The organism is Bifidobacterium sp. N4G05, assembly GCF_002742445.1.
In the GTDB taxonomy this organism is placed as follows: Bacteria; Actinomycetota; Actinomycetes; order Actinomycetales; family Bifidobacteriaceae; genus Bifidobacterium; species Bifidobacterium hominis.
The window spans coordinates 150,084-172,149 of record NZ_NJNQ01000001.1 but is presented as its reverse complement, the minus strand read 5'-3'; the positions used below and the strand labels follow the sequence as shown (position 1 = coordinate 172,149).

At 58.5% G+C, this 22,066-nt stretch carries 33 protein-coding genes and 1 tRNA gene; 32 read left to right on the top strand and 2 right to left on the bottom strand.

Annotated features, from left to right (window positions below; translation table 11 throughout):
- Positions 1 to 98 precede the first annotated feature (98 nt).
- From adhE to truA, 31 genes are all read left to right on the top strand, one after another.
- Positions 99 to 2,828 (top strand): bifunctional acetaldehyde-CoA/alcohol dehydrogenase, encoded by a 2,730-nt coding sequence (gene adhE, locus CE153_RS00830; RefSeq protein ID WP_099594831.1) that lies wholly within the window; start codon positions 99 to 101, stop codon positions 2,826 to 2,828.
- A 463-nt stretch (positions 2,829 to 3,291) separates the two neighbouring features.
- Complete coding sequence (gene rpsJ, locus CE153_RS00825) at positions 3,292 to 3,600, top strand: 30S ribosomal protein S10 (protein WP_003808013.1); 309 nt, start codon at positions 3,292 to 3,294, stop codon at positions 3,598 to 3,600.
- Positions 3,601 to 3,617: 17 nt separating this feature from the next.
- The gene (gene rplC / locus CE153_RS00820) at positions 3,618 to 4,259 is read left to right on the top strand and encodes a 50S ribosomal protein L3 (RefSeq protein WP_099594830.1); all 642 of its coding nucleotides are present in this window, start codon (positions 3,618 to 3,620) and stop codon (positions 4,257 to 4,259) included.
- A 6-nt stretch (positions 4,260 to 4,265) separates the two neighbouring features.
- Positions 4,266 to 4,931: a 50S ribosomal protein L4 gene (gene rplD, locus CE153_RS00815; protein ID WP_099594829.1), complete on the top strand. Its 666-nt coding sequence runs from the start codon at positions 4,266 to 4,268 to the stop codon at positions 4,929 to 4,931.
- Positions 4,932 to 4,936: 5 nt separating this feature from the next.
- The gene (gene rplW, locus CE153_RS00810; protein WP_003808021.1) at positions 4,937 to 5,233 is read left to right on the top strand and encodes a 50S ribosomal protein L23; all 297 of its coding nucleotides are present in this window, start codon (positions 4,937 to 4,939) and stop codon (positions 5,231 to 5,233) included.
- 36 nt (positions 5,234 to 5,269) lie between these two features.
- On the top strand, positions 5,270 to 6,100 hold the full coding sequence (rplB, locus tag CE153_RS00805) for a 50S ribosomal protein L2 (RefSeq protein WP_099570962.1): 831 nt from the start codon (positions 5,270 to 5,272) through the stop codon (positions 6,098 to 6,100).
- Between the two features lie 15 nt (positions 6,101 to 6,115).
- Positions 6,116 to 6,394 (top strand): 30S ribosomal protein S19, encoded by a 279-nt coding sequence (gene rpsS, locus CE153_RS00800; protein ID WP_003808025.1) that lies wholly within the window; start codon positions 6,116 to 6,118, stop codon positions 6,392 to 6,394.
- A gap of 16 nt (positions 6,395 to 6,410) precedes the next feature.
- Positions 6,411 to 6,770: a 50S ribosomal protein L22 gene (rplV, locus tag CE153_RS00795; RefSeq protein WP_003808026.1), complete on the top strand. Its 360-nt coding sequence runs from the start codon at positions 6,411 to 6,413 to the stop codon at positions 6,768 to 6,770.
- Between the two features lie 2 nt (positions 6,771 to 6,772).
- Positions 6,773 to 7,576 carry a 30S ribosomal protein S3 gene (rpsC, locus tag CE153_RS00790; protein WP_099570961.1) on the top strand — a complete coding sequence of 268 codons (804 nt, stop codon included), beginning with the start codon at positions 6,773 to 6,775 and terminating at the stop codon, positions 7,574 to 7,576.
- Positions 7,577 to 7,584: 8 nt separating this feature from the next.
- Positions 7,585 to 8,004, top strand: a complete 420-nt coding sequence (gene rplP / locus CE153_RS00785) for a 50S ribosomal protein L16 (protein ID WP_003835996.1) — start codon at positions 7,585 to 7,587, stop codon at positions 8,002 to 8,004.
- A complete protein-coding gene (gene rpmC, locus CE153_RS00780) occupies positions 8,004 to 8,261 on the top strand; it encodes a 50S ribosomal protein L29 (protein ID WP_003835994.1) in 258 nt (85 codons plus the stop codon). The genes rplP and rpmC overlap by 1 nt, the downstream gene beginning before the upstream one ends.
- On the top strand, positions 8,261 to 8,521 hold the full coding sequence (rpsQ, locus tag CE153_RS00775) for a 30S ribosomal protein S17 (protein ID WP_003808036.1): 261 nt from the start codon (positions 8,261 to 8,263) through the stop codon (positions 8,519 to 8,521). Before rpmC ends, rpsQ begins: the two co-directional genes overlap by 1 nt.
- 91 nt (positions 8,522 to 8,612) lie before the next feature.
- Entirely contained in the window at positions 8,613 to 8,981 is a 369-nt protein-coding gene (rplN, locus tag CE153_RS00770; RefSeq protein WP_003808038.1) for a 50S ribosomal protein L14, read from the top strand.
- A 1-nt stretch (position 8,982) separates the two neighbouring features.
- Positions 8,983 to 9,318 carry a 50S ribosomal protein L24 gene (gene rplX, locus CE153_RS00765; RefSeq protein WP_003808040.1) on the top strand — a complete coding sequence of 112 codons (336 nt, stop codon included), beginning with the start codon at positions 8,983 to 8,985 and terminating at the stop codon, positions 9,316 to 9,318.
- Positions 9,315 to 9,887 carry a 50S ribosomal protein L5 gene (gene rplE, locus CE153_RS00760; protein ID WP_099594828.1) on the top strand — a complete coding sequence of 191 codons (573 nt, stop codon included), beginning with the start codon at positions 9,315 to 9,317 and terminating at the stop codon, positions 9,885 to 9,887. Before rplX ends, rplE begins: the two co-directional genes overlap by 4 nt.
- Before the next feature lies 1 nt (position 9,888).
- Positions 9,889 to 10,074: a type Z 30S ribosomal protein S14 gene (locus tag CE153_RS00755; protein WP_003808046.1), complete on the top strand. Its 186-nt coding sequence runs from the start codon at positions 9,889 to 9,891 to the stop codon at positions 10,072 to 10,074.
- Between the two features lie 84 nt (positions 10,075 to 10,158).
- Entirely contained in the window at positions 10,159 to 10,557 is a 399-nt protein-coding gene (rpsH, locus tag CE153_RS00750; RefSeq protein ID WP_003808048.1) for a 30S ribosomal protein S8, read from the top strand.
- 17 nt (positions 10,558 to 10,574) lie between these two features.
- Positions 10,575 to 11,114, top strand: a complete 540-nt coding sequence (rplF, locus tag CE153_RS00745) for a 50S ribosomal protein L6 (protein ID WP_099570960.1) — start codon at positions 10,575 to 10,577, stop codon at positions 11,112 to 11,114.
- Positions 11,114 to 11,485 carry a 50S ribosomal protein L18 gene (rplR, locus tag CE153_RS00740; RefSeq protein ID WP_003835989.1) on the top strand — a complete coding sequence of 124 codons (372 nt, stop codon included), beginning with the start codon at positions 11,114 to 11,116 and terminating at the stop codon, positions 11,483 to 11,485. The genes rplF and rplR overlap by 1 nt, the downstream gene beginning before the upstream one ends.
- Positions 11,482 to 12,207, top strand: coding sequence for a 30S ribosomal protein S5 (rpsE, locus tag CE153_RS00735; RefSeq protein ID WP_099570959.1), 726 nt, complete (start codon positions 11,482 to 11,484; stop codon positions 12,205 to 12,207). Before rplR ends, rpsE begins: the two co-directional genes overlap by 4 nt.
- On the top strand, positions 12,204 to 12,389 hold the full coding sequence (rpmD, locus tag CE153_RS00730; RefSeq protein WP_180753352.1) for a 50S ribosomal protein L30: 186 nt from the start codon (positions 12,204 to 12,206) through the stop codon (positions 12,387 to 12,389). The genes rpsE and rpmD overlap by 4 nt, the downstream gene beginning before the upstream one ends.
- A 2-nt stretch (positions 12,390 to 12,391) precedes the next feature.
- A complete protein-coding gene (gene rplO / locus CE153_RS00725) occupies positions 12,392 to 12,838 on the top strand; it encodes a 50S ribosomal protein L15 (RefSeq protein WP_003835984.1) in 447 nt (148 codons plus the stop codon).
- Positions 12,839 to 13,079: 241 nt separating this feature from the next.
- Positions 13,080 to 14,417, top strand: coding sequence for a preprotein translocase subunit SecY (gene secY / locus CE153_RS00720; RefSeq protein ID WP_099570957.1), 1,338 nt, complete (start codon positions 13,080 to 13,082; stop codon positions 14,415 to 14,417).
- A gap of 109 nt (positions 14,418 to 14,526) precedes the next feature.
- Positions 14,527 to 15,087, top strand: a complete 561-nt coding sequence (locus CE153_RS00715; RefSeq protein ID WP_099570956.1) for an adenylate kinase — start codon at positions 14,527 to 14,529, stop codon at positions 15,085 to 15,087.
- A 196-nt stretch (positions 15,088 to 15,283) separates the two neighbouring features.
- Positions 15,284 to 15,502 (top strand): translation initiation factor IF-1, encoded by a 219-nt coding sequence (gene infA, locus CE153_RS00710; protein ID WP_003808114.1) that lies wholly within the window; start codon positions 15,284 to 15,286, stop codon positions 15,500 to 15,502.
- Between the two features lie 22 nt (positions 15,503 to 15,524).
- Positions 15,525 to 15,638 carry a 50S ribosomal protein L36 gene (gene rpmJ / locus CE153_RS00705; protein ID WP_003808136.1) on the top strand — a complete coding sequence of 38 codons (114 nt, stop codon included), beginning with the start codon at positions 15,525 to 15,527 and terminating at the stop codon, positions 15,636 to 15,638.
- A gap of 136 nt (positions 15,639 to 15,774) precedes the next feature.
- Positions 15,775 to 16,152 carry a 30S ribosomal protein S13 gene (gene rpsM / locus CE153_RS00700; RefSeq protein ID WP_003808138.1) on the top strand — a complete coding sequence of 126 codons (378 nt, stop codon included), beginning with the start codon at positions 15,775 to 15,777 and terminating at the stop codon, positions 16,150 to 16,152.
- An 84-nt stretch (positions 16,153 to 16,236) separates the two neighbouring features.
- Positions 16,237 to 16,635 (top strand): 30S ribosomal protein S11, encoded by a 399-nt coding sequence (gene rpsK / locus CE153_RS00695; RefSeq protein ID WP_003808141.1) that lies wholly within the window; start codon positions 16,237 to 16,239, stop codon positions 16,633 to 16,635.
- A gap of 80 nt (positions 16,636 to 16,715) precedes the next feature.
- A complete protein-coding gene (locus CE153_RS00690) occupies positions 16,716 to 17,714 on the top strand; it encodes a DNA-directed RNA polymerase subunit alpha (protein WP_003835980.1) in 999 nt (332 codons plus the stop codon).
- 88 nt (positions 17,715 to 17,802) lie between these two features.
- Positions 17,803 to 18,285: a 50S ribosomal protein L17 gene (gene rplQ / locus CE153_RS00685; RefSeq protein ID WP_099570955.1), complete on the top strand. Its 483-nt coding sequence runs from the start codon at positions 17,803 to 17,805 to the stop codon at positions 18,283 to 18,285.
- Positions 18,286 to 18,398: 113 nt separating this feature from the next.
- On the top strand, positions 18,399 to 19,319 hold the full coding sequence (gene truA, locus CE153_RS00680) for a tRNA pseudouridine(38-40) synthase TruA (RefSeq protein ID WP_099594827.1): 921 nt from the start codon (positions 18,399 to 18,401) through the stop codon (positions 19,317 to 19,319).
- Positions 19,320 to 19,744: 425 nt separating this feature from the next.
- Here the strand turns inward: truA and CE153_RS00675 are convergent.
- Together CE153_RS00675 and CE153_RS00670 are read right to left on the bottom strand one after the other, a co-directional pair.
- Positions 19,745 to 19,830: transfer RNA gene (locus CE153_RS00675), tRNA-Ser, on the bottom strand.
- A gap of 209 nt (positions 19,831 to 20,039) precedes the next feature.
- Positions 20,040 to 20,849 carry a hypothetical protein gene (locus tag CE153_RS00670; protein WP_180753351.1) on the bottom strand — a complete coding sequence of 270 codons (810 nt, stop codon included), beginning with the start codon at positions 20,847 to 20,849 and terminating at the stop codon, positions 20,040 to 20,042.
- Between the two features lie 152 nt (positions 20,850 to 21,001).
- On the opposite strand from CE153_RS00670, the gene nusA reads away from it, so the two are divergent.
- Entirely contained in the window at positions 21,002 to 22,054 is a 1,053-nt protein-coding gene (nusA, locus tag CE153_RS00665; protein WP_099594826.1) for a transcription termination factor NusA, read from the top strand.
- Positions 22,055 to 22,066 lie beyond the last annotated feature (12 nt).

Genomic DNA, 22,066 nt, shown 5'->3' with positions numbered 1-22,066 from the left:
AGGTCACAAAAGACCAGCAACGCGTCCATCCGCTTCGAGGTGGGTGGAATAACGGGAAACTACTTTGCAAACCCCCAAAGAATCGAGGAGGACTTCAAGTGGCAGACGCAAAGAAGGAAGAGTCGACCAAGCCGACTCCGGAAGAGAAGCTCGCCGCAGCCGAGGCTGAGGTCGACGCTCTGGTCAAGAAGGGCCTGAAGGCTCTTGACGATTTCGAAAAGCTCGATCAGAAGCAGGTTGACCGTATTGTCGCCAAGGCTTCCGTCGCAGCATTGAACAAGCATCTGGTGCTCGCCAAGATGGCCGTTGAGGAAACCGGCCGTGGTCTGGTGGAAGACAAGGCCACCAAGAACATCTTCGCCTGCGAACACGTCACCAACTATCTGGCCGGCCAGAAGACCGTCGGCATCATCCGCGAAGACGATGTCATGGGCATCGACGAGATCGCAGAACCGGTCGGCGTCGTCGCCGGCGTGACCCCGGTCACCAACCCGACTTCCACCGCCATCTTCAAGTCGCTGATCGCACTGAAGACCCGCTGCCCGATCATCTTCGGCTTTCACCCGGGTGCACAGAAGTGCTCCGTCGAAGCCGCCAAGATCGTGCGTGACGCGGCCATCGAGGCAGGCGCCCCTGAGAACTGTATCCAGTGGATCGAGCACCCGTCCATCGAAGCTACCGGCGCTCTGATGAAGCATGACGGCATCGCCACCATCCTCGCCACCGGTGGTCCGGGCATGGTCAAGGCCGCATACTCCTCCGGCAAGCCGGCCCTCGGCGTCGGCGCTGGCAACGCTCCGGCATATGTCGACAAGAACGTAGACATCGTGCGCGCCGCCAACGATCTGGTGCTCTCCAAGCACTTCGATTACGGCATGATCTGCGCCACCGAGCAGGCCATCATCGCCGACAAGGAAGTCTACGCTCCGCTGATCAAGGAACTCAAGCGCCGCAAGGCTTACTTCGTGAACGACGAAGAGAAGGCCAAGCTCGAGCAGTACATGTTCGGCTGCACCGCATACTCTGGTCAGACCCCGAAGCTCAACTCCGTGGTGCCGGGCAAGTCCCCGCAGTACATCGCCAAGGCCGCAGGCTTTGAGATTCCGGAAGACGCCACCATTCTTGCCGCCGAGTGCAAGGAAGTCGGCGAGAACGAGCCGCTGACCATGGAGAAGCTCGCTCCGGTCCAGGCCGTGTTGAAGTCCGACAACAAGGAACAGGCCTTCGAAATGTGTGAGGCTATGCTCAAGCACGGCGCAGGCCACACCGCAGCCATCCACACCAACGATCAGGCTCTGGTCCGCGAATACGGCCAGCGCATGCACGCATGCCGCATCATCTGGAACTCCCCGAGCTCCCTCGGCGGTGTGGGTGATATCTACAACGCCATCGCACCGTCGCTGACCCTCGGCTGCGGCTCCTACGGTGGCAACTCCGTGTCCGGCAACGTCCAGGCAGTCAACCTTCTCAACATCAAGCGCATCGCTCGGAGGAACAACAACATGCAGTGGTTCAAGATTCCGGCCAAGACCTACTTCGAGCCGAACGCCATCAAGTACCTGCGCGACATGTACGGCATCGAAAAGGCCGTCATCGTGTGCGATAAGGTCATGGAGCAGCTTGGCGTGGTCGACAAGATCATCGACCAGCTGCGTGCACGTTCCAACCGCGTGACCTTCCGTATCATCGACTACGTCGAGCCGGAGCCGAGCGTCGAAACCGTCGAGCGCGGCGCCACCATGATGCGTGAGGAGTTCGAACCGGACACCATCATCGCCGTCGGCGGTGGTTCCCCGATGGACGCCTCCAAGATCATGTGGCTGCTGTATGAGCACCCGGAAATCTCCTTCTCCGATGTGCGTGAGAAGTTCTTCGACATCCGCAAGCGCGCCTTCAAGATCCCGCCGCTGGGCAAGAAGGCCAAGCTCGTGTGCATCCCGACTTCCTCCGGCACCGGTTCCGAAGTCACGCCGTTTGCTGTGATCACCGATCACAAGACCGGCTACAAGTACCCGATCACCGATTACGCGCTGACTCCGTCCGTCGCCATCGTCGATCCGGTGCTGGCACGCACCCAGCCGCGCAAGCTCGCATCCGATGCCGGCTTCGACGCCCTGACCCACTCCTTCGAAGCTTACGTCTCCGTCTATGCCAACGATTTCACCGATGGCATGGCGCTGCACGCAGCCAAGCTGATCTGGGACAACCTCGCCGAGTCCGTCAACGGCGAGCCGGGTGAAGACAAGATCAAGGCCCAGGAGAAGATGCACAACGCCGCCACTATGGCCGGCATGGCATTCGGCTCCGCGTTCCTCGGCATGTGCCACGGCATGGCCCACACCATCGGTGCTCTGTGCCACGTCGCCCACGGTCGTACCAACTCCATCCTGCTGCCGTACGTCATCCGCTACAACGGCTCCATCCCGGAGGAACCGACCAGTTGGCCGAAGTACAATAAGTACATCGCTCCGGAACGCTACCAGGAGATCGCCAAGAACCTTGGTGTGAACCCGGGCAAGACTCCGGAAGAGGGCGTTGAGAACCTGGCCAAGGCCGTCGAAGACTACCGCGACAACAAGCTCGGCATGAACAAGAGCTTCCAGGAGTGCGGTGTGGACGAGGACTACTTCTGGTCCATCCTTGACCAAATTGGCATGCGTGCCTATGAGGATCAGTGCGCTCCGGCAAATCCGCGTATCCCGCAGATCGAGGATATGAAGGATATCGCCATCGCCGCATACTACGGCGTCAGCCAGGCCGAAGGACACAAGCTGCGCGTCCAGCGCCAAGGCGAGGCTGCCACGGAAGAAGCTTCCGAGCGCGCGTGAGTCGTTTCATGTATAGGTCACCAATATTGACCTATACATAAGGTGCTTGCGCTACATCGATAGACACCATTGATAACGAGGAATTTGGTTGGATTCGTTCAACCGGATTCCTCGTTTCTCTATATATGGAAAAGCATTTTCGAATGATGCCGGAATGACGATCAGTTACGTTCGGCACTTCGATTCGGGGTCTGCAACAGGACTTCTGACCGCGACACGCGAGGATTTCTTAAGACTACCCCTGATGCTTAAATAAAGAAGTTGCCTGATTTTAGGGCTCGCAAATTGGAATTAAAAAAGCGAGCGTGGCACAGTGATCACGAGAGTGAAAACTGCATGGCTGCGCACTGATGTGGTATGGCCACGGAACTTCCACGGTTCCGGGAGGTCTTCTGCGCCGGTGCCCTTTGAGAAGCAGGCTGGTAAACAGTAACTAACGAATCGCTAGAAAGGGCGGAAGGCAATGGCGGGACAGAAAATCCGCATCAGGCTTAAGTCCTATGACCATGAGGTCATCGACCAATCGGCGAAGAAGATCGTCGAAACGGTGACGAACGCGGGCGCAACTGTGGTTGGCCCGGTTCCGCTCCCGACCGAGAAGAACGTGTTTGTCGTTATCCGTTCTCCTCACAAGTACAAGGATTCTCGCGAGCATTTCGAGATGCGCACTCATAAGCGTCTCATCGACATTGTGGACCCGACCCCGAAGGCCGTGGATTCCCTTATGCACATTGATCTGCCCGCAGATGTGAACATCGAGATCAAGCTGTAAGGGAGGAGGGAACCATTATGTCTAATCGCACTGCACTGCTGGGCAAGAAGCTCGGCATGTCTCAGGTCTGGGACGAGAACGGTTTCTTCGTTCCTGTGACCCTCGTTGACGTCTCCACCAACGTGGTGACCGCTGTCAAGTCCGATGAGTCCGACGGCTACAAGGCTGTTCAGCTTGGCTACGGCCAGGTTGACCCGACCAAGGTGACTAAGCCGCTCGCCGGCCACTTCGCCAAGGCTGGCGTCACCCCGCGTCGTCACCTCGCTGAGGTCCGCACCGATAACGCCGAAGAGTTCGAGCCGGGTCAGGAGCTGACCGCTGAGCTGTTCCCGGAGGGCACTCTGGTCGACGTGACCGGTACCACCAAGGGCAAGGGCTTCGCAGGCACCATCAAGCGCTGGGGCTTCAAGTCCTATCGTCGTACCCACGGTTCTCACAAGAACGAGCGCCGTCCTGGCTCTGTTGGCGCATGCGCTACCCCGAGCCGTATCCTCAAGGGCAAGCGTATGGCTGGCCGCATGGGTCATGTAACCAACACCACGCTGAACCTCACCATCGTTTCGTCGGATGTTGAGAACGGCGTGCTCGCCATCAAGGGCGCCATCCCGGGCCCGAAGGGCAGCATCGTTCTCGTCCGTTCGGCAGTGAAGGGAGCCTGATAAATCATGGCAAACGTTACTCTGAACGTTACCGATAACCAGGGCAATGCAACCGGAACCGTCGAGGCTCCGGCTGAGATCTTCGGCTTCTCCGCCGAAGAAGTCCAGTCCCGTATCCCGCTGATTCACCAGGTTGTGGTGGCCCAGCGCGCCGCTGCTCGTCAGGGCACCCACGCCACCAAGACCCGTGGCATGGTTTCCGGCGGTGGCCGTAAGCCGTGGAAGCAGAAGGGCACCGGTCGTGCTCGTCAGGGCTCCATCCGTGCACCGCAGTGGTATCACGGCGGCACCGTGTTCGGTCCGCAGCCGCGCGACTACTCCCAGCGCACCCCGAAGAAGATGAAGGCCGCTGCTCTCAAGTACGTGCTTTCCGATCGCGCCAACGCAGGTCGTTTGGCAGTCGTGGACTTCGGTGTTTCCGAAGCCCCGTCCACCAAGGCCGCTGTTGCCGCTCTTACCCCGGTGACCGAGAACAAGTTCACCACCGTGGTGCTCTCTCGCGAGAATGTGAACGAATGGCTTTCCGTTCGTAACATCCCGACCGTTCACCCGATCTTCGCCGATCAGCTCAACACGTACGACGTGGTCACCGCTCAGTACGTGGTCTTCTCCAAGGAAGGCTTCGACGCTTTCCTCGCTGCGAAGGCTGAGCCGGCTGCAAAGGAGGCCTGATTTTCATGGTCGCTATTCACAAGCCCGCACACGACATCATCCTCAAGCCTGTCGTTTCTGAGAAGAGCTATGCTCTGTCCGATCGCGGTCAGTACACCTTCGTGGTGGCTCCGAACGCGAACAAGGTTCAGATCAAGCAGGCAATCGAAGAGATCTTCAATGTCAAGGTGACGAACGTCAACACCCTCAACCGCGCTGGCAAGCGTCAGCGCACCCGCAACGGTTTCGGCCAGCGTGTCAATCAGAAGCGCGCCATCGTGACCGTCGCCGAGGGCCAGACGATCGACATCTTCGGTAACTGAAGGCTAGCCGAGAAAAGTTAAAGGAAGAACTAGATTATGGCTATCCGCGTTTATAAGCCGACGACTGCAGGCCGCCGTAACGCGTCCGTCTCGGACTTCTCCGAGCTTACGCGTTCCACGCCTGAGAAGTCGCTGGTTCGCAAACTCAGCAAGACTGGCGGTCGTAACTCTTACGGCCGTATGACCTCCCGCCATCGTGGCGGCGGTCACAAGCGCCAGTACCGTCTCATCGACTTCAAGCGTTGGGACAAGGACGGCGTGCCGGCAACGGTCGCTCACATCGAGTACGACCCGAACCGTTCCGCTCGCATCGCACTGCTGCACTACGCAGATGGTGAGAAGCGCTACATCATCGCTCCGGAAGGCATCAAGCAGGGTGACGTCATCGAGACCGGCGCCAAGGCTGATATCAAGCCGGGAAACAATCTGCCGCTGCGCAACATCCCGACTGGTACCGTTGTGCACGCGATTGAGCTTCGCCCGCTGGGCGGCGCCAAGATCGCCCGTTCCGCAGGTGCTTCCGTGCAGCTCGTCGCCAAGGATGGCGCTTACGCCCAGCTGCGTATGCCGTCCGGCGAAATCCGCAACGTGGACGCTCGCTGCCGCGCAACCATCGGTGAGGTCGGCAATTCCGATCACGCCAACATCCAGCTCGGTAAGGCAGGTCGTGCACGTTGGATGGGCAAGCGCCCGATCACCCGTGGTGAATCCATGAACCCTGTCGATCACCCGCACGGCGGTCGTACCCGCGGTGGTAAGCCGCCGGTTTCTCCGTGGGGCAAGGGCGAGGTTCGTACCCGCCGTCCGAAGAAGGCTTCGAACAAGATGATTGTTCGTCGTCGCCCGAATGGTAAGAACCGTAAGTAAGGGAGTGTCGAGTAGATGACTCGTAGCATCAAGAAGGGCCCCTTCGTCGACGCCCACCTGCAGAAGAAAGTCGACGAGCAGAACGAGAAGGGTACGCACAACGTCATCAAGACGTGGTCCCGTCGTTCGATGATCACCCCTGATTTCATCGGACACACCTTCGCCGTTCACGATGGCCGCAAGCATGTTCCGGTGTTCGTCACCGAATCCATGGTTGGCCACAAGCTCGGTGAGTTCGCCCCGACCAAGACCTTCAAGGGTCATGTGAAGGACGACAAGAAGGCACGCCGCTAAAGGAGAGTAAGGACACATGGAAGCTAAAGCAATCGCTCGTCACGTCCGCGTGACGCCGCGCAAGGCTCGCCGTATGGTCGACCTCATCCGAGGCAAGAAGGCGACCGAAGCCATCACCATTCTGAAGTTCGCTCCGCAGGACGCATCCCTTCCGGTGCGTAAGGTCCTGGAGAGCGCCATCGCGAACGCTCGCGTGAAGGCCGATAAGGCCGGTGAGCCGTTCCGCGAGAACGACCTGGTCGTGAAGGAGACCTATGTGGACGAAGGCGTGACGCTCAAGCGTTTCCGCGCTCGTGCACAGGGCCGTGCCGCTCGTATCAACAAGCGCACCAGCCACATCACGGTCGTCGTCGCTAACAAGGAAGGAAACCGCTAAAGATGGGTCAGAAGATCAATCCGTTTGGCTACCGCCTGGGAATCACTGAGAACCATCGTTCCAAGTGGTTCTCCGATTCCAACAAGGTCGGCGAACGCTACCGCGACTTCGTTCTCGAAGATGACGTCATCCGCAAGGCCATGAGCAAGGATCTCGAGCGCGCGGGCGTGTCCCGTATCGTCATCGAGCGTACCCGCGACCGCGTGCGTGTGGACATCCACACTGCTCGCCCGGGCATCGTCATCGGCCGCCGTGGTGCTGAAGCTGAGCGCGTTCGCGCCAAGCTTGAGAAGCTCACTGGCAAGCAGGTCCAGCTCAACATCTTCGAAGTGAAGAACGCAGCACTGGACGCCCAGCTCGTCGCACAGGGCATCGCTGAGCAGCTCACCAACCGCGTGACCTTCCGTCGCGCGATGCGTAAGGCCCAGCAGGATGCCATGCGTGCAGGCGCTAAGGGTATTCGTATCAAGCTCTCCGGTCGCCTTGGCGGTGCCGAAATGAGCCGTTCCGAGTTCTATCGCGAGGGTCGCGTTCCGCTGCAGACCCTGCGCGCCCTCATTGATTACGGCTTCTTCGAGGCCAAGACCACTTACGGCCGCATCGGCGTGAAGGTCTGGATCTACAAGGGCGATATGACCGAGCGTGAGTTCGAAGAGCAGCAGGCACAGCAGGGCAACAACCGTCAGGGCCGTCGCGGCGATCGCCGTCCGCGCCGTGGCCAGCGCAACGCTGCCCCGCAGCAGAACGCAGCAGCAGAGGCTCCGGCCGCAGCTGAGGCACCTGCCGCAACGGAAACGAAGGAGTGAGCTGAGAAATGCTTATCCCAAAGAGAACCAAGTATCGTAAGCAGCACCGTCCGGTCCGCCGTGGCATGTCCAAGGGCGGAAACGAAATCGCATTCGGCGATTTCGGTATCCAGGCTCTGGCTCCAGCTTATGTGACCAACCGCCAGATCGAGGCCGCTCGTATCGCCATGACCCGCTACATCAAGCGTGGTGGCCGCGTGTGGATCACGATCTTCCCGGATCGTCCGCTGACCAAGAAGCCGCTCGGCACCCGAATGGGTTCCGGTAAGGGTACTCCGGAATTCTGGATCGCTAACGTCCACCCGGGTCGCGTCATGTTCGAGATCGGTGGCGTGTCCGAGGATGTCGCTCGCGAGGCTCTGCGCCGCGCAATCGACAAGCTCCCTATGAAGTGCCGTGTTATTGCTCGTGAAGGCGGTGACATCTGATGGCAGTCGGAACTGCAGACTACACCATGAAGAATCTGAACGAGAAGACCAACGAGGAGATCGAGGGCTTCCTCAAGAAGTCCAAGGAAGAGCTGTTCAACCTGCGCTTCCAGTCCGCGACCGGTCAGCTCGAAAACACCGCCCGCCTCAAGGCGGTCAAGCACGACATCGCCAGGATGTACACCGTCCTGCGCGAGCGTGAGCTCGGCATCAGCCAGGCCCCCGAGGCGACCGAAACGAAAGCTGAGGAGAAGTAATGGCTGAAGAGCGTAACTTCCGCAAGGTTCGTCGCGGTTACGTCGTGTCCGATAAGATGGACAAGACGATTTCCGTCGAGCTCGAGCAGCGTTCGACCCACCCGCTGTACGGCAAGGTCGTGCGTTCCACTCGTACGGTCAAGGTCCATGATGAACACAACGAGGCTCACATTGGCGACCTCGTGAGTATTATGGAGACTCGGCCCCTGAGCAAGACCAAGCGTTGGCGTCTCGATAGCATCATCGAGCGCGCTAAGTAAATAAGTTCGGCAAGGCTCCGTGAGTCACCCCGCCTGCTTCAAGCAGGCAGGCGGGGTGCTTGGGGAGAACCAGCTCGGCTAAGGAGAATCAATGATTCAGCAGGAAACGCGGCTTCATGTCGCCGACAACACGGGTGCGAAGGAACTCCTCGCCATCCGAGTGCTCGGCGGATCGAAGCGACGCTATGCCGGCATCGGCGACGTGATCGTCGCCTCCGTCAAGGACGCCATCCCTGGCGGGTCGGTCAAGAAGGGCGACGTCGTCAAGGCTGTCGTCGTCCGCACCGTCAAGGAGCACCGTCGTGTGGACGGCTCCTACATTAAGTTCGACGAGAACGCCGCCGTCATTCTCGGCTCTGGCCGTGAACCGAAGGGCACTCGTATCTTCGGACCGGTCGGTCGTGAACTGCGCGACAAGCGCTTCATGAAGATCGTGTCCCTCGCCCCGGAGGTGATCTGACATGGCAGCCAAGATTAAGAGCGGCGACCTGGTCAAGGTCATCCGCGGTAAGGATCGCGGCAAGGAAGGCACCGTCAAGCAGGTGCTCAAGGACGATCGTCTGATCGTTGAAGGCGTGCAGATCGTCAAGAAGCACGTTCGCGCCACGCAGCAGGGCCAGCAGGCCGGCATCGTGGCTGTCGAGGCTCCGATTCATCGCTCCAACGTGATGGTCATCGATCCGGAGACCAAGCAGCCGACCCGCGTGCGCATCGTCGAAAAGGAAGAGGCTCGCGACGGCAAGGTGAAGACCGTGCGTGTGCGTGTTGCCAAGAAGTCCGGAAAGGAGCTGGCATGACCGATACCACTGTCGAAGCGCCGGCAACTCCGCGCTTGAAGCAGAAGTACAACGAGCAGATTGTGCCGGAGCTGGAGAAGGAATTCCACTACTCCAACCCGATGCAGGTCGCTCGCGTTCAGAAGGTCGTCGTCTCCATGGGCGTTGGCGCCGCTGCTCGCGACTCCAAGCTCATCGAAGGCGCCGTCAAGGACCTCACCCTGATCACCGGCCAGAAGCCGAAGATCACCAAGGCTAAGAAGTCCGTCGCACAGTTCCACCTGCGCGAAGGCCAGGCCATCGGCGCTTACGTCACCCTGCGTGGCGAGCGTATGTGGGAGTTCCTGGATCGCCTTCTGACCATGGCTCTGCCGCGTATCCGCGATTTCCGTGGCATCAACGGTGACCAGTTCGACGGCCAGGGCAACTACAACTTTGGTCTCACCGAGCAGTCCATGTTCCACGAGATCGATCCGGATTCGATCGATCACCAGCGCGGTATGGACATCACCGTGGTGACCAGCACCAAGGACGACAAGGAAGCTTGCGTGCTCCTGAAGCACCTCGGCTTCCCCTTCAAGGAGAACTGATATGGCAAAAACCGCTCTTAAGAACAAGGCGGCCGCTAAGCCGAAGTTCAAGGTGCGCGCTTATACGCGTTGCCAGGTCTGCGGTCGTCCTCACTCCGTCTACCGCAAGTTCGGCCTTTGCCGCATCTGCCTTCGTGAGAAGGCCCACCGCGGCGAGCTGCCCGGCGTTACGAAGTCCAGTTGGTAAATAACGACGCTGAAGGTCCGCGGCCCAATCGCTGAAAAGCGTGCGGGCGGCGGAAACCACGGCGAGAAAGGGCAATAAGCCCAAATGACAATGACAGATCCGATCGCAGACATGCTTACGCGTCTGCGTAATGCGAGCGCGGCAAAGCACGAAACCGTGGATATGCCGTACTCCAAGTTCAAGGCGAACATCGCCGAGATTCTGAAGCGCGAAGGCTACATCAAGGACTTCACCGCTAAGGAAGCCAAGGTCGGCCAGACTCTCGAGGTCACCCTCAAGTATGGTCCGAACGGCGAGCGTTCCATCCAGGGCATCAAGCGCATCTCCAAGCCGGGCCTGCGTCGTTACGCAAAGTCCGATGCTCTGCCGATGCCGCTCGGTGGTCTTGGCATCGCAATCATCTCGACTAGCTCGGGACTGCTGACCCAGAAGGAATGCCTCGACCGAGGCATCGGCGGCGAAATCGTCGCTTTCGTTTGGTGAGAAAGGAGAGCTGAAACATGGCATCGCATATTGGTAAGCTCCCCGTCACCATTCCTGCTGGCGTGGAAGTTAAGATCGACGGTCAGTCCTTCACCGCCAAGGGCGTTAAGGGCACTGACTCCTACGAGATTCCGGAAGGCATCACCGCTCAGGTCGAAGGCAACGAGATCATCCTCGTCCCGGCTGACGATCTGCGTCCGACCCGTGCAAAGCACGGCCTGGCTCGTTCCATCGTGGCGAGCATGGTCAAGGGCGTGCACGAAGGCTATGCCAAGACCTTGGATATCGTCGGCACCGGTTACCGTGCTCAGGCGAAGGGTAAGGGTATCGAGTTCTCCCTCGGTTATTCCCACACCATCACCGTTGAGCCGCCGGAAGGCATCGAGTTCGAACTGCCGAACCCGAACCAGGTGATCGTCAAGGGTATCGACAAGCAGGCTGTCGGCCAGTGCGCCGCAAACATCCGCAAGCTTCGCGCTCCGGAACCCTACAAGGGCAAGGGCATCAAGTACTCGGATGAACGCATCCTGCGCAAGGCTGGAAAGGCTGGTAAGTAATGAGCGTCCAGATTTTCGGTAAGGGCAAGAAGGTCGCGCTCCAGCGCCGTCACGCTCGTCTGCGCAAGCGCATCAGCGGTACCCCGGAGCTCCCGCGTCTGGTGGTTACCCGTTCCAACCGTCACATGGTTGCCCAGATCATTGACGACACCAAGGGCATCACCTTGGTGAGCGAATCCACTCTGATGAGCGATTTCGCTGGTTTCGAGGGCACCAAGACCGAAGCCGCCAAGAAGGTCGGCGAACTGATTGCCAAGAAGGCTCAGGACGCAGGCATCACCGCGGTTGTGTTCGATCGTGGCGGCAACAAGTATCATGGCCGCGTCGCAGCTGTCGCTGAAGGCGCCCGCGAGGGAGGTCTGGCACTGTGAGCGACAACGAAAAGGAAACCCAAGTGGCTGAAGAAACTCAGAACACTCAGGCTGCTGCTGAGGCTACCAACGAGGATCGCAAGTCCCGTCGTGGCCAGCGTGGCGAGGGTCGTCGTGGCGAGCGTCGCAATCGTCGTGAGGAATCTCACGAGAACGAGTTGCTCGATCGCGTGGTGACCATCAACCGTGTGTCCAAGACCCACAAGGGTGGTCGTACGTTCAGCTTCGCCGCCCTCGTGGTGGTTGGCGACGGCAACGGCACCGTGGGTGTCGGCTACGGCAAGTCCCGTGAGGTCCCGGCTGCAATCGCCAAGGGCCAGCTGGATGCCAAGAAGCACATGTTCACCGTTCCGCGCATCAAGGGCACCGTCACCCACCCGGTGATCGGTCATGATGCAGCAGGTACCGTGCTCCTGCGCCCGGCTGCTCCGGGTACCGGCGTTATCGCCGGCGGTGCAGTCCGCGCCGTCATGGAATGTGCTGGCATCACCGACGTCCTGACCAAGTCGATGGGCTCCGCCACCGCCGTCAACGTGGTGCGCGCAACTGTCGACGCTCTCAAGAAGCTCGAAGAGCCGGAAGAGATCGCAGCTCGTCGTGGCATGTCCCTCGAAGAGGTGGCTCCTGACTCCCTGCTGCGTGCTCGCGCCGAAGGCATCGCCGAGGCTCGCAAGGCTCGTGAAGAAGCACAGGCCAAGGCCGCTCAGAAGGACGGTGAGTGATGACTAACCTGAACATCAAGCTGCACCACGGTCTGGTGAACTCCACTCCGAAGCAGCGTGCTGCGGCTCAGACTCTGGGCCTGAACAAGATTGGCAAGACCGTGACTCGTGAGGACACCCCGGCCCTTCGTGGCCAGCTGATGGTTCTCCGTCACCTGGTCACCGTTGAGGAGGCTGACTGATTATGGCAGATATTCTGCAGATGCATGACCTGAAGCCGGCTCCGGGCGCCAAGAAGGATCGCATTCGCGTCGGTCGTGGTGAAGGCTCCAAGGGTAAGACCTCGGGCCGTGGCGACAAGGGCACCAAGAAGCGCTACCAGGTTCGCCCGGGCTTCGAAGGTGGCCAGCTGCCGCTGTACATGCGCCTTCCGAAGCTGCGTGGCTTCAAGAGCCCGTTCAAGAAGGAGTATCAGGTCGTCAACGTCGCAGCTCTTGCGGAACTGTTCCCGCAGGGTGGCGAGATTACCGTTGCTGATCTGGTTGCCAAGGGTGCCGTGCGTGACGGCTACCCGGTCAAGGTTCTGGGCGACGGCGAGGTTTCGGCTGCCTACACCATTAAGGGTGTCAAGGCTTCCGCTTCCGCCAAGTCTAAGATTGAGGCTGCCGGCGGCTCCATCTCCGAGGACTGATTTCACGGAATGTAGCTGACTTAAGCTCGTGAGTGAGGCTTCTCCCGCTGGGGCGGGGGAAGCCTCATTTCGTTTTTCGATCCAGTACGGGGAACGAAAAACAATGCCCAGAAATCTAATAAAAAACCAGCAAAGGATGGAACACTCCACGTGTAGGTAGACGCCGTACGCTAGACTCGACCGGTAGAGTCTGTTTTTTGCATGGGTGCGCAGGCGCGCACGTCGATGGAAGGAATCCCAGGTGAGGACGTTAATCCAGGCCTTGAAAACCAAGGAGTTGAGGAACAAGATCCTCTTCACTCTTGGCATCATCATCATTTATCGTATTGGCTCGTTCATTCCGACCCCAGGTGTCGACTACAAGGTGGTCCAGGAGTGCGTCGGCTCGATGAACAGCACCTCCGAGAACTTCATTAGTCTGGTGAACCTCTTCTCCGGCGGCGCAATGCTGCAGCTGTCGATCTTCGCACTGGGTGTCATGCCGTACATCACGGCATCCATCGTCATCCAGCTGCTCCGCGTGGTCATTCCTCGCTTTGAGGCGCTGCATAAGGAAGGCCAGTCTGGCGAAGCCAAACTGACCCAGTACACTCGTTACCTGACCATCGGCCTCGCTGTGCTGCAGTCCACCACCATTCTGGTGACCGCCCGCTCAGGCGCCCTGTTCAACTACCAGTGTTCCCAGGTCGTGCCTGACGGTTCCGTCTGGAATCTCGTGGTCATGGTGCTGATCATGACCGGTGGTACGGGCCTGATCATGTGGATGGCCGAATTGATCACCGATAAGGGTCTTGGCCAGGGTATGTCCATCCTTATCTTCATGTCCATCTGCTCCGGCTTCCTGCCACAGTTGTGGGAGATCGGTTGGGGTACCAAAGGCACCGATGGCAATTGGGGGAAGTTTGCCGCGGTCGTCGGCGTGCTGTTGGTCATCATGATCCTCGTCATCTATGTCGAGCTTTCCCAGCGCCGTATTCCGGTGCAGTACACCCGTCGTATGATTGGCCGCAAGATGTACGGCGGATCCTCCACCTATCTGCCGCTGAAGATCAATATGAGCGGCGTTATCCCGCCGATCTTCGCGTCCTCCATTCTGGCCATCCCGACCCTGATCGCACAGTTCGGCAATTCCAGCCAGTCCTGGGTCAAGTGGATCAACTCCAACCTGGCCAACACCACTTCCGTGTGGTACATCGCACTGTACGCGCTGATGATCGTGTTCTTCTGCTTCTTCTACACGGAAATCACCTTCAACCCGGACGAGACCGCAGACAACATGAAGCAGTATGGCGGCTTCATTCCGGGCATCCGCGCAGGCAGCGCCACCAGCCGTTATCTGAGCTACGTGATGAACAGGCTCAACACCGTCGGCGCCGTGTACCTGCTATTCGTGGCGCTTATTCCGACCGTGCTCATCATGGCGCTTGACCTCAACACCAAGTTGCCGTTCGGCGGCACCACCATCCTGATCATCGCAGGCGTCGGCCTCGACACCCTGCGTCAGGCCAAGGCTCAGACCGAACAGTTCCAGTACGCTGGATTCCTGTTCGAGAGCACTGACCACAAGGAAGGCAAGTAAAGACTTGAAATCGTGATACCGTTTCGGCATGAGGCGGTATCACGATTTTTTATATAAACAATCGAGAATCAGAAAGCCTCGAAAGAGGCCAAATGAAACGGAGAATAATATGCGACTGCTGATCATGGGACCTCAGGGCGTCGGCAAGGGCACTCAGGCTGCTCTGCTGAGCGAACACTACGGTATTCCGGCAATCTCCACCGGCGATATCTTCCGCTACAACATCAAGAACAAGACTGAGCTTGGCGTTGAGGCGCTGAAATACATCGATAAGGGCGAACTGGTTCCTGACGAGCTGACCAACAAGATCGTCAAGGATCGCTTGGCCATGGACGATGCCAAGAACGGCTGGATTCTCGATGGCTACCCGCGCAACGCCTCCCAGGTCGAAGCACTGGACGCCATCCTTGCCGATCTGAACACTCCGCTGGACGCCGTGGTGGCTCTCGACGCCGAGCATGACGTGCTTATGGAGCGCATGAAGAAGCGCGCCGAGATCGAAGGACGCTCCGACGACACTCCGGAAGCAATCGCCAAGCGCCTCGACGTGTATGCCAAGGAAACCGCTCCGCTGCTGGCAACCTACGAAGAGCGTGGCCTGCTGAAGACCTTCAACGGCGTCGGTTCCGTCGAAGAGATCCAGTCCACCATCGTGGCTGAACTCGGCTGAAATAGCTAAAATAGCTGAGGATTGGGCTGATTCGAATCATATGCATAGATAAGAAAGCCCAATAAAATACCATAAGTCGATCAAAAACGGGAATTGCGACACGCCGAACGTGCCGCAATTCCCGTTTTCGTGTATTCTTGCAAGTTGGTGTGTCTTCGGGCACTCATAGTAATCGCCAAAGAACGGAACGAGGCTCATGGCTAAAGACGGTGTGATTGAAGTCGAAGGACAGGTAGTGGAAGCACTGCCGAACGCGATGTTCCGCGTTGAACTCGAGAACAAGCATATCGTGCTCGCAACCATCTCGGGCAAGATGAGGAAGAACTACATCCGCATTCTGCCGCAGGATCGTGTTGTGCTTGAAATGAGCCCCTACGATCTGAACCGCGGCCGTATTACGTACCGTTACAAGTAAGGTACATAAGCAAAGGAAAACCATGAAGGTCAGCCCTAGTGTGAAGAGGATCTGCGAGAATTGCCGCGTGATCCGTCGTCACGGCCGCGTCATGGTGATCTGCGTCAACCCGCGCCACAAGCAGCGTCAGGGCTGAGAGTAGATCCAGCGGCACAATAAGTACAGGCGCTGAGTCACAGATCGCGCAAGCGATATGAACCCCGGGTACGCAGGCCCGGGCCGGGAAACCGGACGACTCGGTGCAAGACCTGCGGAAAACAGAAGGAATCGCAATGGCACGTCTTGCCGGAGTCGACATCCCCAATGAGAAGCGCATCGAGATCGCCCTCACCTACATCTTTGGTGTGGGTCGCACTCGTGCCAAGGAAACGCTTGCCGCGACCGGTATCAACCCGGATATTCGCGTCAAGGATCTGACGGATGAGCAGCTGATCACGCTGCGTGACTACCTCGAGGGTAACTACAAGATCGAGGGTGATCTGCGTCGTGAAATCGATGCGGATATCCGTCGTAAGATTCAGATCAACTGCTACCAAGGCCAGCGTCACCGTAAGGGACTTCCTGTGCGCGGTCAGCGCACCAAGACCAATGCGCGCACCCGCAAGGGACCGAAGCGTACGGTCGCCGGAAAGAAGAAGGCCACCAAGTAATCGGTGGCTGTCAGTTCAGACCACGAGACGTAAGTTTCATCGCCTGAACAAAAAAGCAAATTCGTTATTAGGAAACGAGGGTCAATGGCAGCTCAAAAGCAAGCCGCGCGCAAGCCGCGTCGCCGCGACCGTAAGTCGGTCCCGGTTGGGCAGGCGCACATCAAGTCCACTTTCAACAACACCATCATTTCGATCACCGACCCGTCCGGCGCAGTTGTGTCCTGGGCGTCCGGTGGCGATGTCGGCTTCAAGGGCTCCCGTAAGTCTACGCCGTACGCCGCTGGCATGGCCGCTGAATCCGCAGCCCGCAAGGCTATGGAGCACGGTCTGAAGAAGGTCGACGTGTTCGTGAAGGGTCCGGGTTCCGGTCGTGAAACCGCTATCCGTTCCCTGCAGTCCGCCGGACTCGAAGTCGGTTCCATTACCGACGTCACCCCGCAGGCACACAACGGCGTTCGTCCTCCGAAGCGCCGTCGCGTCTGAGCACTAGAAAAAATCATCAATCCAACGCCGCTTATGGCCGGTGAGTGCACCACCGGCCTGAAGCTGAAAGGATAACCACAGTGCTTATCGCACAGCGTCCGACACTTACCGAGGAATCTCTCAACCCTCAGCGTTCCCGCTTCACCATCGAGCCTCTCGAGCCTGGTTTCGGTTACACGCTTGGCAACTCGCTGCGCCGCACCCTCCTGAGCTCCATCCCTGGAGCGGCTGTGACTTCGGTGCGTATCTCCGGCGTCCCGCACGAGTTCACCACTCTGCCGGGTGTTGAAGAGGACGTTACCGAGATCCTGCTGAACATCAAGGGCATCGTGCTCACCAGCGAATACGATGAGCCGGTTGTCATGTATCTGCGCAAGAGCGGCAAGGGCGAGGCCACCGCGGGTGACATCACCCCTCCGGCCGGCGTCACTATCGCCAACCCGGATATGCATATCGCAACCCTCGCGGAAGATGGGGAACTCGAAATCGAGTTCACCGTCGAGCGTGGTCGTGGTTATGTGCCTGCCCAGATGAACAAGCAGGATAACGCCGAGATCGGTCGTATTCCGGTCGACTCGATTTACTCCCCGGTGCTCAAGGTGAGCTATCGTGTGGAAGCCACCCGCGTTGAACAGCGCACTGACTTCGACAAGCTCATCCTGGACGTGGAGACCAAGCCGGCAATCTCCCCGCGCGATGCAGTCGCATCCGCAGGCTCCACCTTGGTGGAGCTCTTCGGCCTGTGCCGCGAGCTCAATACCCAGGCTGAGGGCGTCGAGGTTGGACCTGCCCCGGTGGCAGAGGAAACCAACCCGGAGATGGCCGTTCCGATTGAGGATCTCAACCTCACCCAGCGCAGCTACAACTGCCTGAAGCGTGAAGGCATCCACACGATCGGCGAGCTGGTCGCCCACACTGAGCAGGATCTGCTCGACATCCGCAATTTCGGTATGAAGTCCATCGACGAAGTCAAGGAAAAGCTCCAGTCCTTGGGTCTGGCTCTCAAGGCTTCCCCGCTGGGCAACTTCGATACCAACAACCTCGAAGGTGGCACTTTCTTCTCGCCGGAAGACGAGTGATTCGCCGCTTTTGACCTAACCGCTTCGTTGGATTCGGATGTTCGGGCGACTGCCCACCTGAATCCGACGGGGCTTTCAAGGAGAAACAATGCCTACACCAAAGAAGGGTCCGCGTCTGGCCTCCAGCCCGGCTCATGAGCGTCTTATGCTCGCGAACATGGCTACCAGCCTGTTCCAGCGCGGCCGCATCACCACCACCCTGCCGAAGGCCAAGCGCCTTCGTCCGCTGGCTGAGCGCCTGATCACGCTCGCCAAGCGTGGTGATCTGCACAGCCGCCGTCGCGTGATGCGTGTCATCCGCAACAAGTCCGTCGTGCACAAGCTGTTCACCGAGATCGCCGAGCAGATGGAGCAGCGTGAGGGTGGCTACACCCGCATCGTCAAGATCGCTCCGCGTCGCGGCGATGCCGCTCCGGCAGCCGTCATCGAGCTCGTCACCGAGCCGGTGAGCCCGAAGCAGGCTGTGGTCAAGGAAGCCGAAGCTGCAACCAAGGTTGCCGCTGAAGAAGCTCCGGTTGTCGAAGAGGCACCGGTTGAGGCTCCGGAAGCCACCGCAGAGAACGCCGAGTGATTGGCATCAGGCAGGCTTGACTAGCTGATACAGAAGGCTGGGAATCGAAAGGTTTCCAGCCTTTTTGTTATGTGTTGTTATGTGTTGCCATGTGTTGTTATGCGCCTTTTGTTATGCTCATTGCCGTGAGATTACGTATCGACTTGGCATATGACGGCACCGATTTTTACGGATGGGCGAAACAGCCTGACATGCGCACCGTGCAAGGTGAGATCGAACGGGTGCTGCATACCATTCTGCGGGTGCCGGAAGGCGACGACAACGAGCCGTTGCGCCTGACCGTCGCAGGTCGTACCGATACCGGCGTGCACGCGTCGCACCAAGTTTGCCATCTCGATATCAATGAAGAGACACTTGCACGTTGCGTCGGGCATATGCAGGTCGAACCGGCGATGGCGTTGACGCGACGACTGCAACGCATGCTGCCGAACGATATTGCCATTCGTTCCATCAAAGAGGCCTCTAAAGGATTCGACGCACGTTTCTCCGCGCTGGAACGCACCTACGTATATCGCATTGCCGACCGATCAAGCGAAATCGATCCACGTACCAGAAATTGCGTGCTTCATATCGACGATGATCTCGACATCGAAGCCATGAACAAGGCTGCTGAAATGACGATCGGTCTGCATGATTTCGGCTCGTTCGCAACTCCCAATCCGGGAGGGACCACCATACGCGAGGTCAAAACCGCGTATTGGAGGCGCATACCGCAGCATCCGCTTATCGACGACGGAGCCACCATGGGGGAGCGGTACCGAACGCCCGCCTTGGAATCGGGACTGCTCTGCTTCACCATCGTCGCCGACGCATTCGCACGCAATATGGTGCGTTCGTTGGTTAACGGTTGCGTACAGGTCGGTATTGGCAAACGTTCCTTGGATTGGTTCGCTGGAAAAATGGTGACGCCGCTGCGTGAAGGCAGCACCGGCCCGATCGCTCCGCAAGGATTGACGCTCGAACATATCGAATATCCGGAAGACGACCAGCTGGCGATTCGTGCCGAAGCGATTCGTGCGAAGCGCACTTTGTAAGAGCACATACTGTATAGCAGCACAGAAGATCGCACTATACGATCGCACCAGATATCGCATCGCAAAACTGCATCAAGCAATCGCAAGAAAAACGGAAAACGAGATATAGTTCGAAAAGAACACGCGAATCATGCGAAATGCCATGACGACGTTACGTCGTTCTCACGAGTCCGTGACCGAGACGCAATCGTAATAATTCGTTGCATTTTAGGGTAATCGAACGCCAGTACGTCTTCTATCGAGGATTGAGCGGCCTTAAGACGGGCATGCATTTTCAGGGGTAGAAGAAGTGTGCGACGATGAATGAAGGCATAAAAGTTGCAGATCGTCTAAAGCAATAACCTTGGCTCCTATGTGCTCCTACGTGCCACAGGGCTGTAAGCAATAAAAAAACCGAAGCGCCATTGCTCCGGTTTTTCTGCTTGCGGATAAGGCGAGATTCGAACTCGCGGAGGGGGTTGCCCTCACACGCTTTCGAGGCGTGCTCCTTAGACCGCTCGGACACTTATCCACTGCGCCGCTTGAAAACAAGCAACTTCATTATTTTGCCACAGCTTTGGCGATTGTCAAATCCGGCTATGAGATTTTTGCGATGTCCGCGATTGTTCGGCGTGTCTTGGCTGCATGGATGATGCGTCACGTTGTCAGGCTCGTGGTTGCGTGGGTATCGCGTGAACTGTTGCGTGGATTGGCGCATGTGTTGATGTGTGTTGATGTGCGCTATTCGAACAGTGCCTCGTCGAATGATGGATAGCCCCATGTGAGAGCCAGATCCACACGGTCGGCGATCATGCTGGTAAGTACGCCCAGAGACTGTTGCCTTGAATCATCCGAAGAGTTTTCTGCGGTCATGCGGGATTGTGCTGAGTCACCCGTCGAATTCGAGCTTGATGCGACGGCCGCGATTTCGCTGCGCGCGCAATTCATTTCAATGACGGCGTCGGTCGGTGCGAACAATCCAGTTGCGGAATCCACCATGGTGTTGGGATTGGCGAGCAGTTGCGTGACATCATATGTTTTCGCACGATCGTCTTTGGCTCCGGAGAAAGAAATCAGTCGCTGCGAAGTTGTTTTATGACGATCGCTGATATCGAGCGTCGCATGTCCGATGGAACGTGCCGCGAAAACTCCCATCGCAAATCCTGCTTGATCTTCCGCAACGGACATGGCGGAAAGCGAATCCGCGTCGATATCAAACGAATCGATGCCGTCGCAACGCGACAGCGTGGGCTGTGCGATGTTGATCGCAAGTCGCGCCGCCATCAAACGGGCAGTGTGACGGGCCTGCGCGCTACGCAACGTGCCGTCAGCGAACCATGCTGGGCAGTAGGCCGCGGTGTTCGCCCAATCTGAAATCGCCTCCTGCGCGGCGAGATAGCGCATAACGATATGGCGTGACTTGTCTGCCATGATATCGGCGTTGGCAGTCGCGTCGGCATACGCCTTCTCGCAAGGACTTGGCTGCTGTTCCGCTTCGGCGCGGCCTGCGATTCGGGGTGCGGAGCAGGCGGTCAGAGACGCTACAAGCAAGCCTATGCATGCCAAGACGCAGACGCGTCTTGAGGTCGACGAGACCGAGGGGAAAAGAGGGGAACGTGTCTGCATGAAATATTAGACTAATAGTCGACTGTGACCATTGGGCCGAGCGCTCGGAATAACTTCATATAGGAGGTCTTGGAAGTATGGAACTGGACCTGGCAGGAATGCACCAGCTCGCAGCTGGGCAGGGAATCGATCCCGAGACGCTGGATGCCGCACTCTCGGAAGCGTTGCGACTGGCATATCTGAAAATGCCGCACGCGGCGAAGCATGCTCGTGTGGAGCTTGATCCGCGTGCCGGAAGCTTTACTGTTTGGGCTCAGGATGAGATTCCGGTCGAACCGACCGAGGATAATCCTTACCCTGCGCCGACTCTGGGCGAGGAATATGATGACACTCCGCGTGACTTTGGCCGCTTGGCCGCAGCCACCGCGCGTCAGGTCATCAGCCAGCTGTTCCGCAAGGCCGAGGACGACAAGGTGTTCGGCGCGTTCTCAGGGCAGAAAGGCAAGCTGATCACCGGTATCGTGCAGCAGGACGTGAAGGATACCTCCAATGTGCACGTGGCCGTTGGCGATGTCGAAGCGTTGCTGCCCCGCCGTGAGCAGGTGCCGGGAGAACGTTACCGCCACGGTGAGCGCATTCGCGTATATGTGGTGAATGTTGCACGTGGTCTCAAGGGACCGGAAATCGTAGTGTCCCGCTCCCATCCGGAGCTGGTTCGCCGCCTGTTCGAGCGTGAGGTTCCGGAACTGGTTTCCGGTGCCGTGTCGATTATGGCCATTGCTCGTGAGGCCGGCGCCCGCACCAAGATCGCGGTACGAGCTAATACCGAAGGCGTCAATCCGAAGGGTGCCCTGATCGGCCCCGGCGGCGCTCGCGTGCGTGCGGTGATGGAGAATCTCGGACCGGAAAAGATTGATATCGTCGACTGGTCTGCCGATCCGGCGAAGTTCGTCGCTGCGGCGCTGTCTCCGGCGGTCGCCACCGGTGTGCAGGTGATCAGCGAGAAGAACCAGACCGCAATCGCCTTCATCCATGATGATCAGCTGTCTCTTGCCATCGGCAAGGAAGGCCAGAACGCACGTTTGGCCGCTAAGCTGACCGGATGGAAGATCGGCATCGAATCTGCCGAGGCACACGCCAAGAAGATGGCCGAAGCGCAGGCTTCGACCAGCGAGGAAACCGCCGAATAACCAACACTTTCA

What these genes read in the sequence shown, in the direction of transcription:
- rpsJ (WP_003808013.1), top strand. Translation starts at nt 3,292, where the DNA reads ATGGCGGGACAGAAAATCCGCATCAGGCTTAAGTCCTATGACCATGAG.
- rplC (WP_099594830.1), top strand. Translation starts at nt 3,618, where the DNA reads ATGTCTAATCGCACTGCACTGCTGGGCAAGAAGCTCGGCATGTCTCAG.
- rplD (WP_099594829.1), top strand. Translation starts at nt 4,266, where the DNA reads ATGGCAAACGTTACTCTGAACGTTACCGATAACCAGGGCAATGCAACC.
- rplW (WP_003808021.1), top strand. Translation starts at nt 4,937, where the DNA reads ATGGTCGCTATTCACAAGCCCGCACACGACATCATCCTCAAGCCTGTC.
- rplB (WP_099570962.1), top strand. Translation starts at nt 5,270, where the DNA reads ATGGCTATCCGCGTTTATAAGCCGACGACTGCAGGCCGCCGTAACGCG.
- rpsS (WP_003808025.1), top strand. Translation starts at nt 6,116, where the DNA reads ATGACTCGTAGCATCAAGAAGGGCCCCTTCGTCGACGCCCACCTGCAG.
- rplV (WP_003808026.1), top strand. Translation starts at nt 6,411, where the DNA reads ATGGAAGCTAAAGCAATCGCTCGTCACGTCCGCGTGACGCCGCGCAAG.
- rpsC (WP_099570961.1), top strand. Translation starts at nt 6,773, where the DNA reads ATGGGTCAGAAGATCAATCCGTTTGGCTACCGCCTGGGAATCACTGAG.
- rplP (WP_003835996.1), top strand. Translation starts at nt 7,585, where the DNA reads ATGCTTATCCCAAAGAGAACCAAGTATCGTAAGCAGCACCGTCCGGTC.
- rpmC (WP_003835994.1), top strand. Translation starts at nt 8,004, where the DNA reads ATGGCAGTCGGAACTGCAGACTACACCATGAAGAATCTGAACGAGAAG.
- rpsQ (WP_003808036.1), top strand. Translation starts at nt 8,261, where the DNA reads ATGGCTGAAGAGCGTAACTTCCGCAAGGTTCGTCGCGGTTACGTCGTG.
- rplN (WP_003808038.1), top strand. Translation starts at nt 8,613, where the DNA reads ATGATTCAGCAGGAAACGCGGCTTCATGTCGCCGACAACACGGGTGCG.
- rplX (WP_003808040.1), top strand. Translation starts at nt 8,983, where the DNA reads ATGGCAGCCAAGATTAAGAGCGGCGACCTGGTCAAGGTCATCCGCGGT.
- rplE (WP_099594828.1), top strand. Translation starts at nt 9,315, where the DNA reads ATGACCGATACCACTGTCGAAGCGCCGGCAACTCCGCGCTTGAAGCAG.
- CE153_RS00755 (WP_003808046.1), top strand. Translation starts at nt 9,889, where the DNA reads ATGGCAAAAACCGCTCTTAAGAACAAGGCGGCCGCTAAGCCGAAGTTC.
- rpsH (WP_003808048.1), top strand. Translation starts at nt 10,159, where the DNA reads ATGACAATGACAGATCCGATCGCAGACATGCTTACGCGTCTGCGTAAT.
- rplF (WP_099570960.1), top strand. Translation starts at nt 10,575, where the DNA reads ATGGCATCGCATATTGGTAAGCTCCCCGTCACCATTCCTGCTGGCGTG.
- rplR (WP_003835989.1), top strand. Translation starts at nt 11,114, where the DNA reads ATGAGCGTCCAGATTTTCGGTAAGGGCAAGAAGGTCGCGCTCCAGCGC.
- rplO (WP_003835984.1), top strand. Translation starts at nt 12,392, where the DNA reads ATGGCAGATATTCTGCAGATGCATGACCTGAAGCCGGCTCCGGGCGCC.
- CE153_RS00715 (WP_099570956.1), top strand. Translation starts at nt 14,527, where the DNA reads ATGCGACTGCTGATCATGGGACCTCAGGGCGTCGGCAAGGGCACTCAG.
- infA (WP_003808114.1), top strand. Translation starts at nt 15,284, where the DNA reads ATGGCTAAAGACGGTGTGATTGAAGTCGAAGGACAGGTAGTGGAAGCA.
- rpmJ (WP_003808136.1), top strand. Translation starts at nt 15,525, where the DNA reads ATGAAGGTCAGCCCTAGTGTGAAGAGGATCTGCGAGAATTGCCGCGTG.
- rpsM (WP_003808138.1), top strand. Translation starts at nt 15,775, where the DNA reads ATGGCACGTCTTGCCGGAGTCGACATCCCCAATGAGAAGCGCATCGAG.
- rpsK (WP_003808141.1), top strand. Translation starts at nt 16,237, where the DNA reads ATGGCAGCTCAAAAGCAAGCCGCGCGCAAGCCGCGTCGCCGCGACCGT.
- rplQ (WP_099570955.1), top strand. Translation starts at nt 17,803, where the DNA reads ATGCCTACACCAAAGAAGGGTCCGCGTCTGGCCTCCAGCCCGGCTCAT.
- truA (WP_099594827.1), top strand. Translation starts at nt 18,399, where the DNA reads ATGCTCATTGCCGTGAGATTACGTATCGACTTGGCATATGACGGCACC.
- nusA (WP_099594826.1), top strand. Translation starts at nt 21,002, where the DNA reads ATGGAACTGGACCTGGCAGGAATGCACCAGCTCGCAGCTGGGCAGGGA.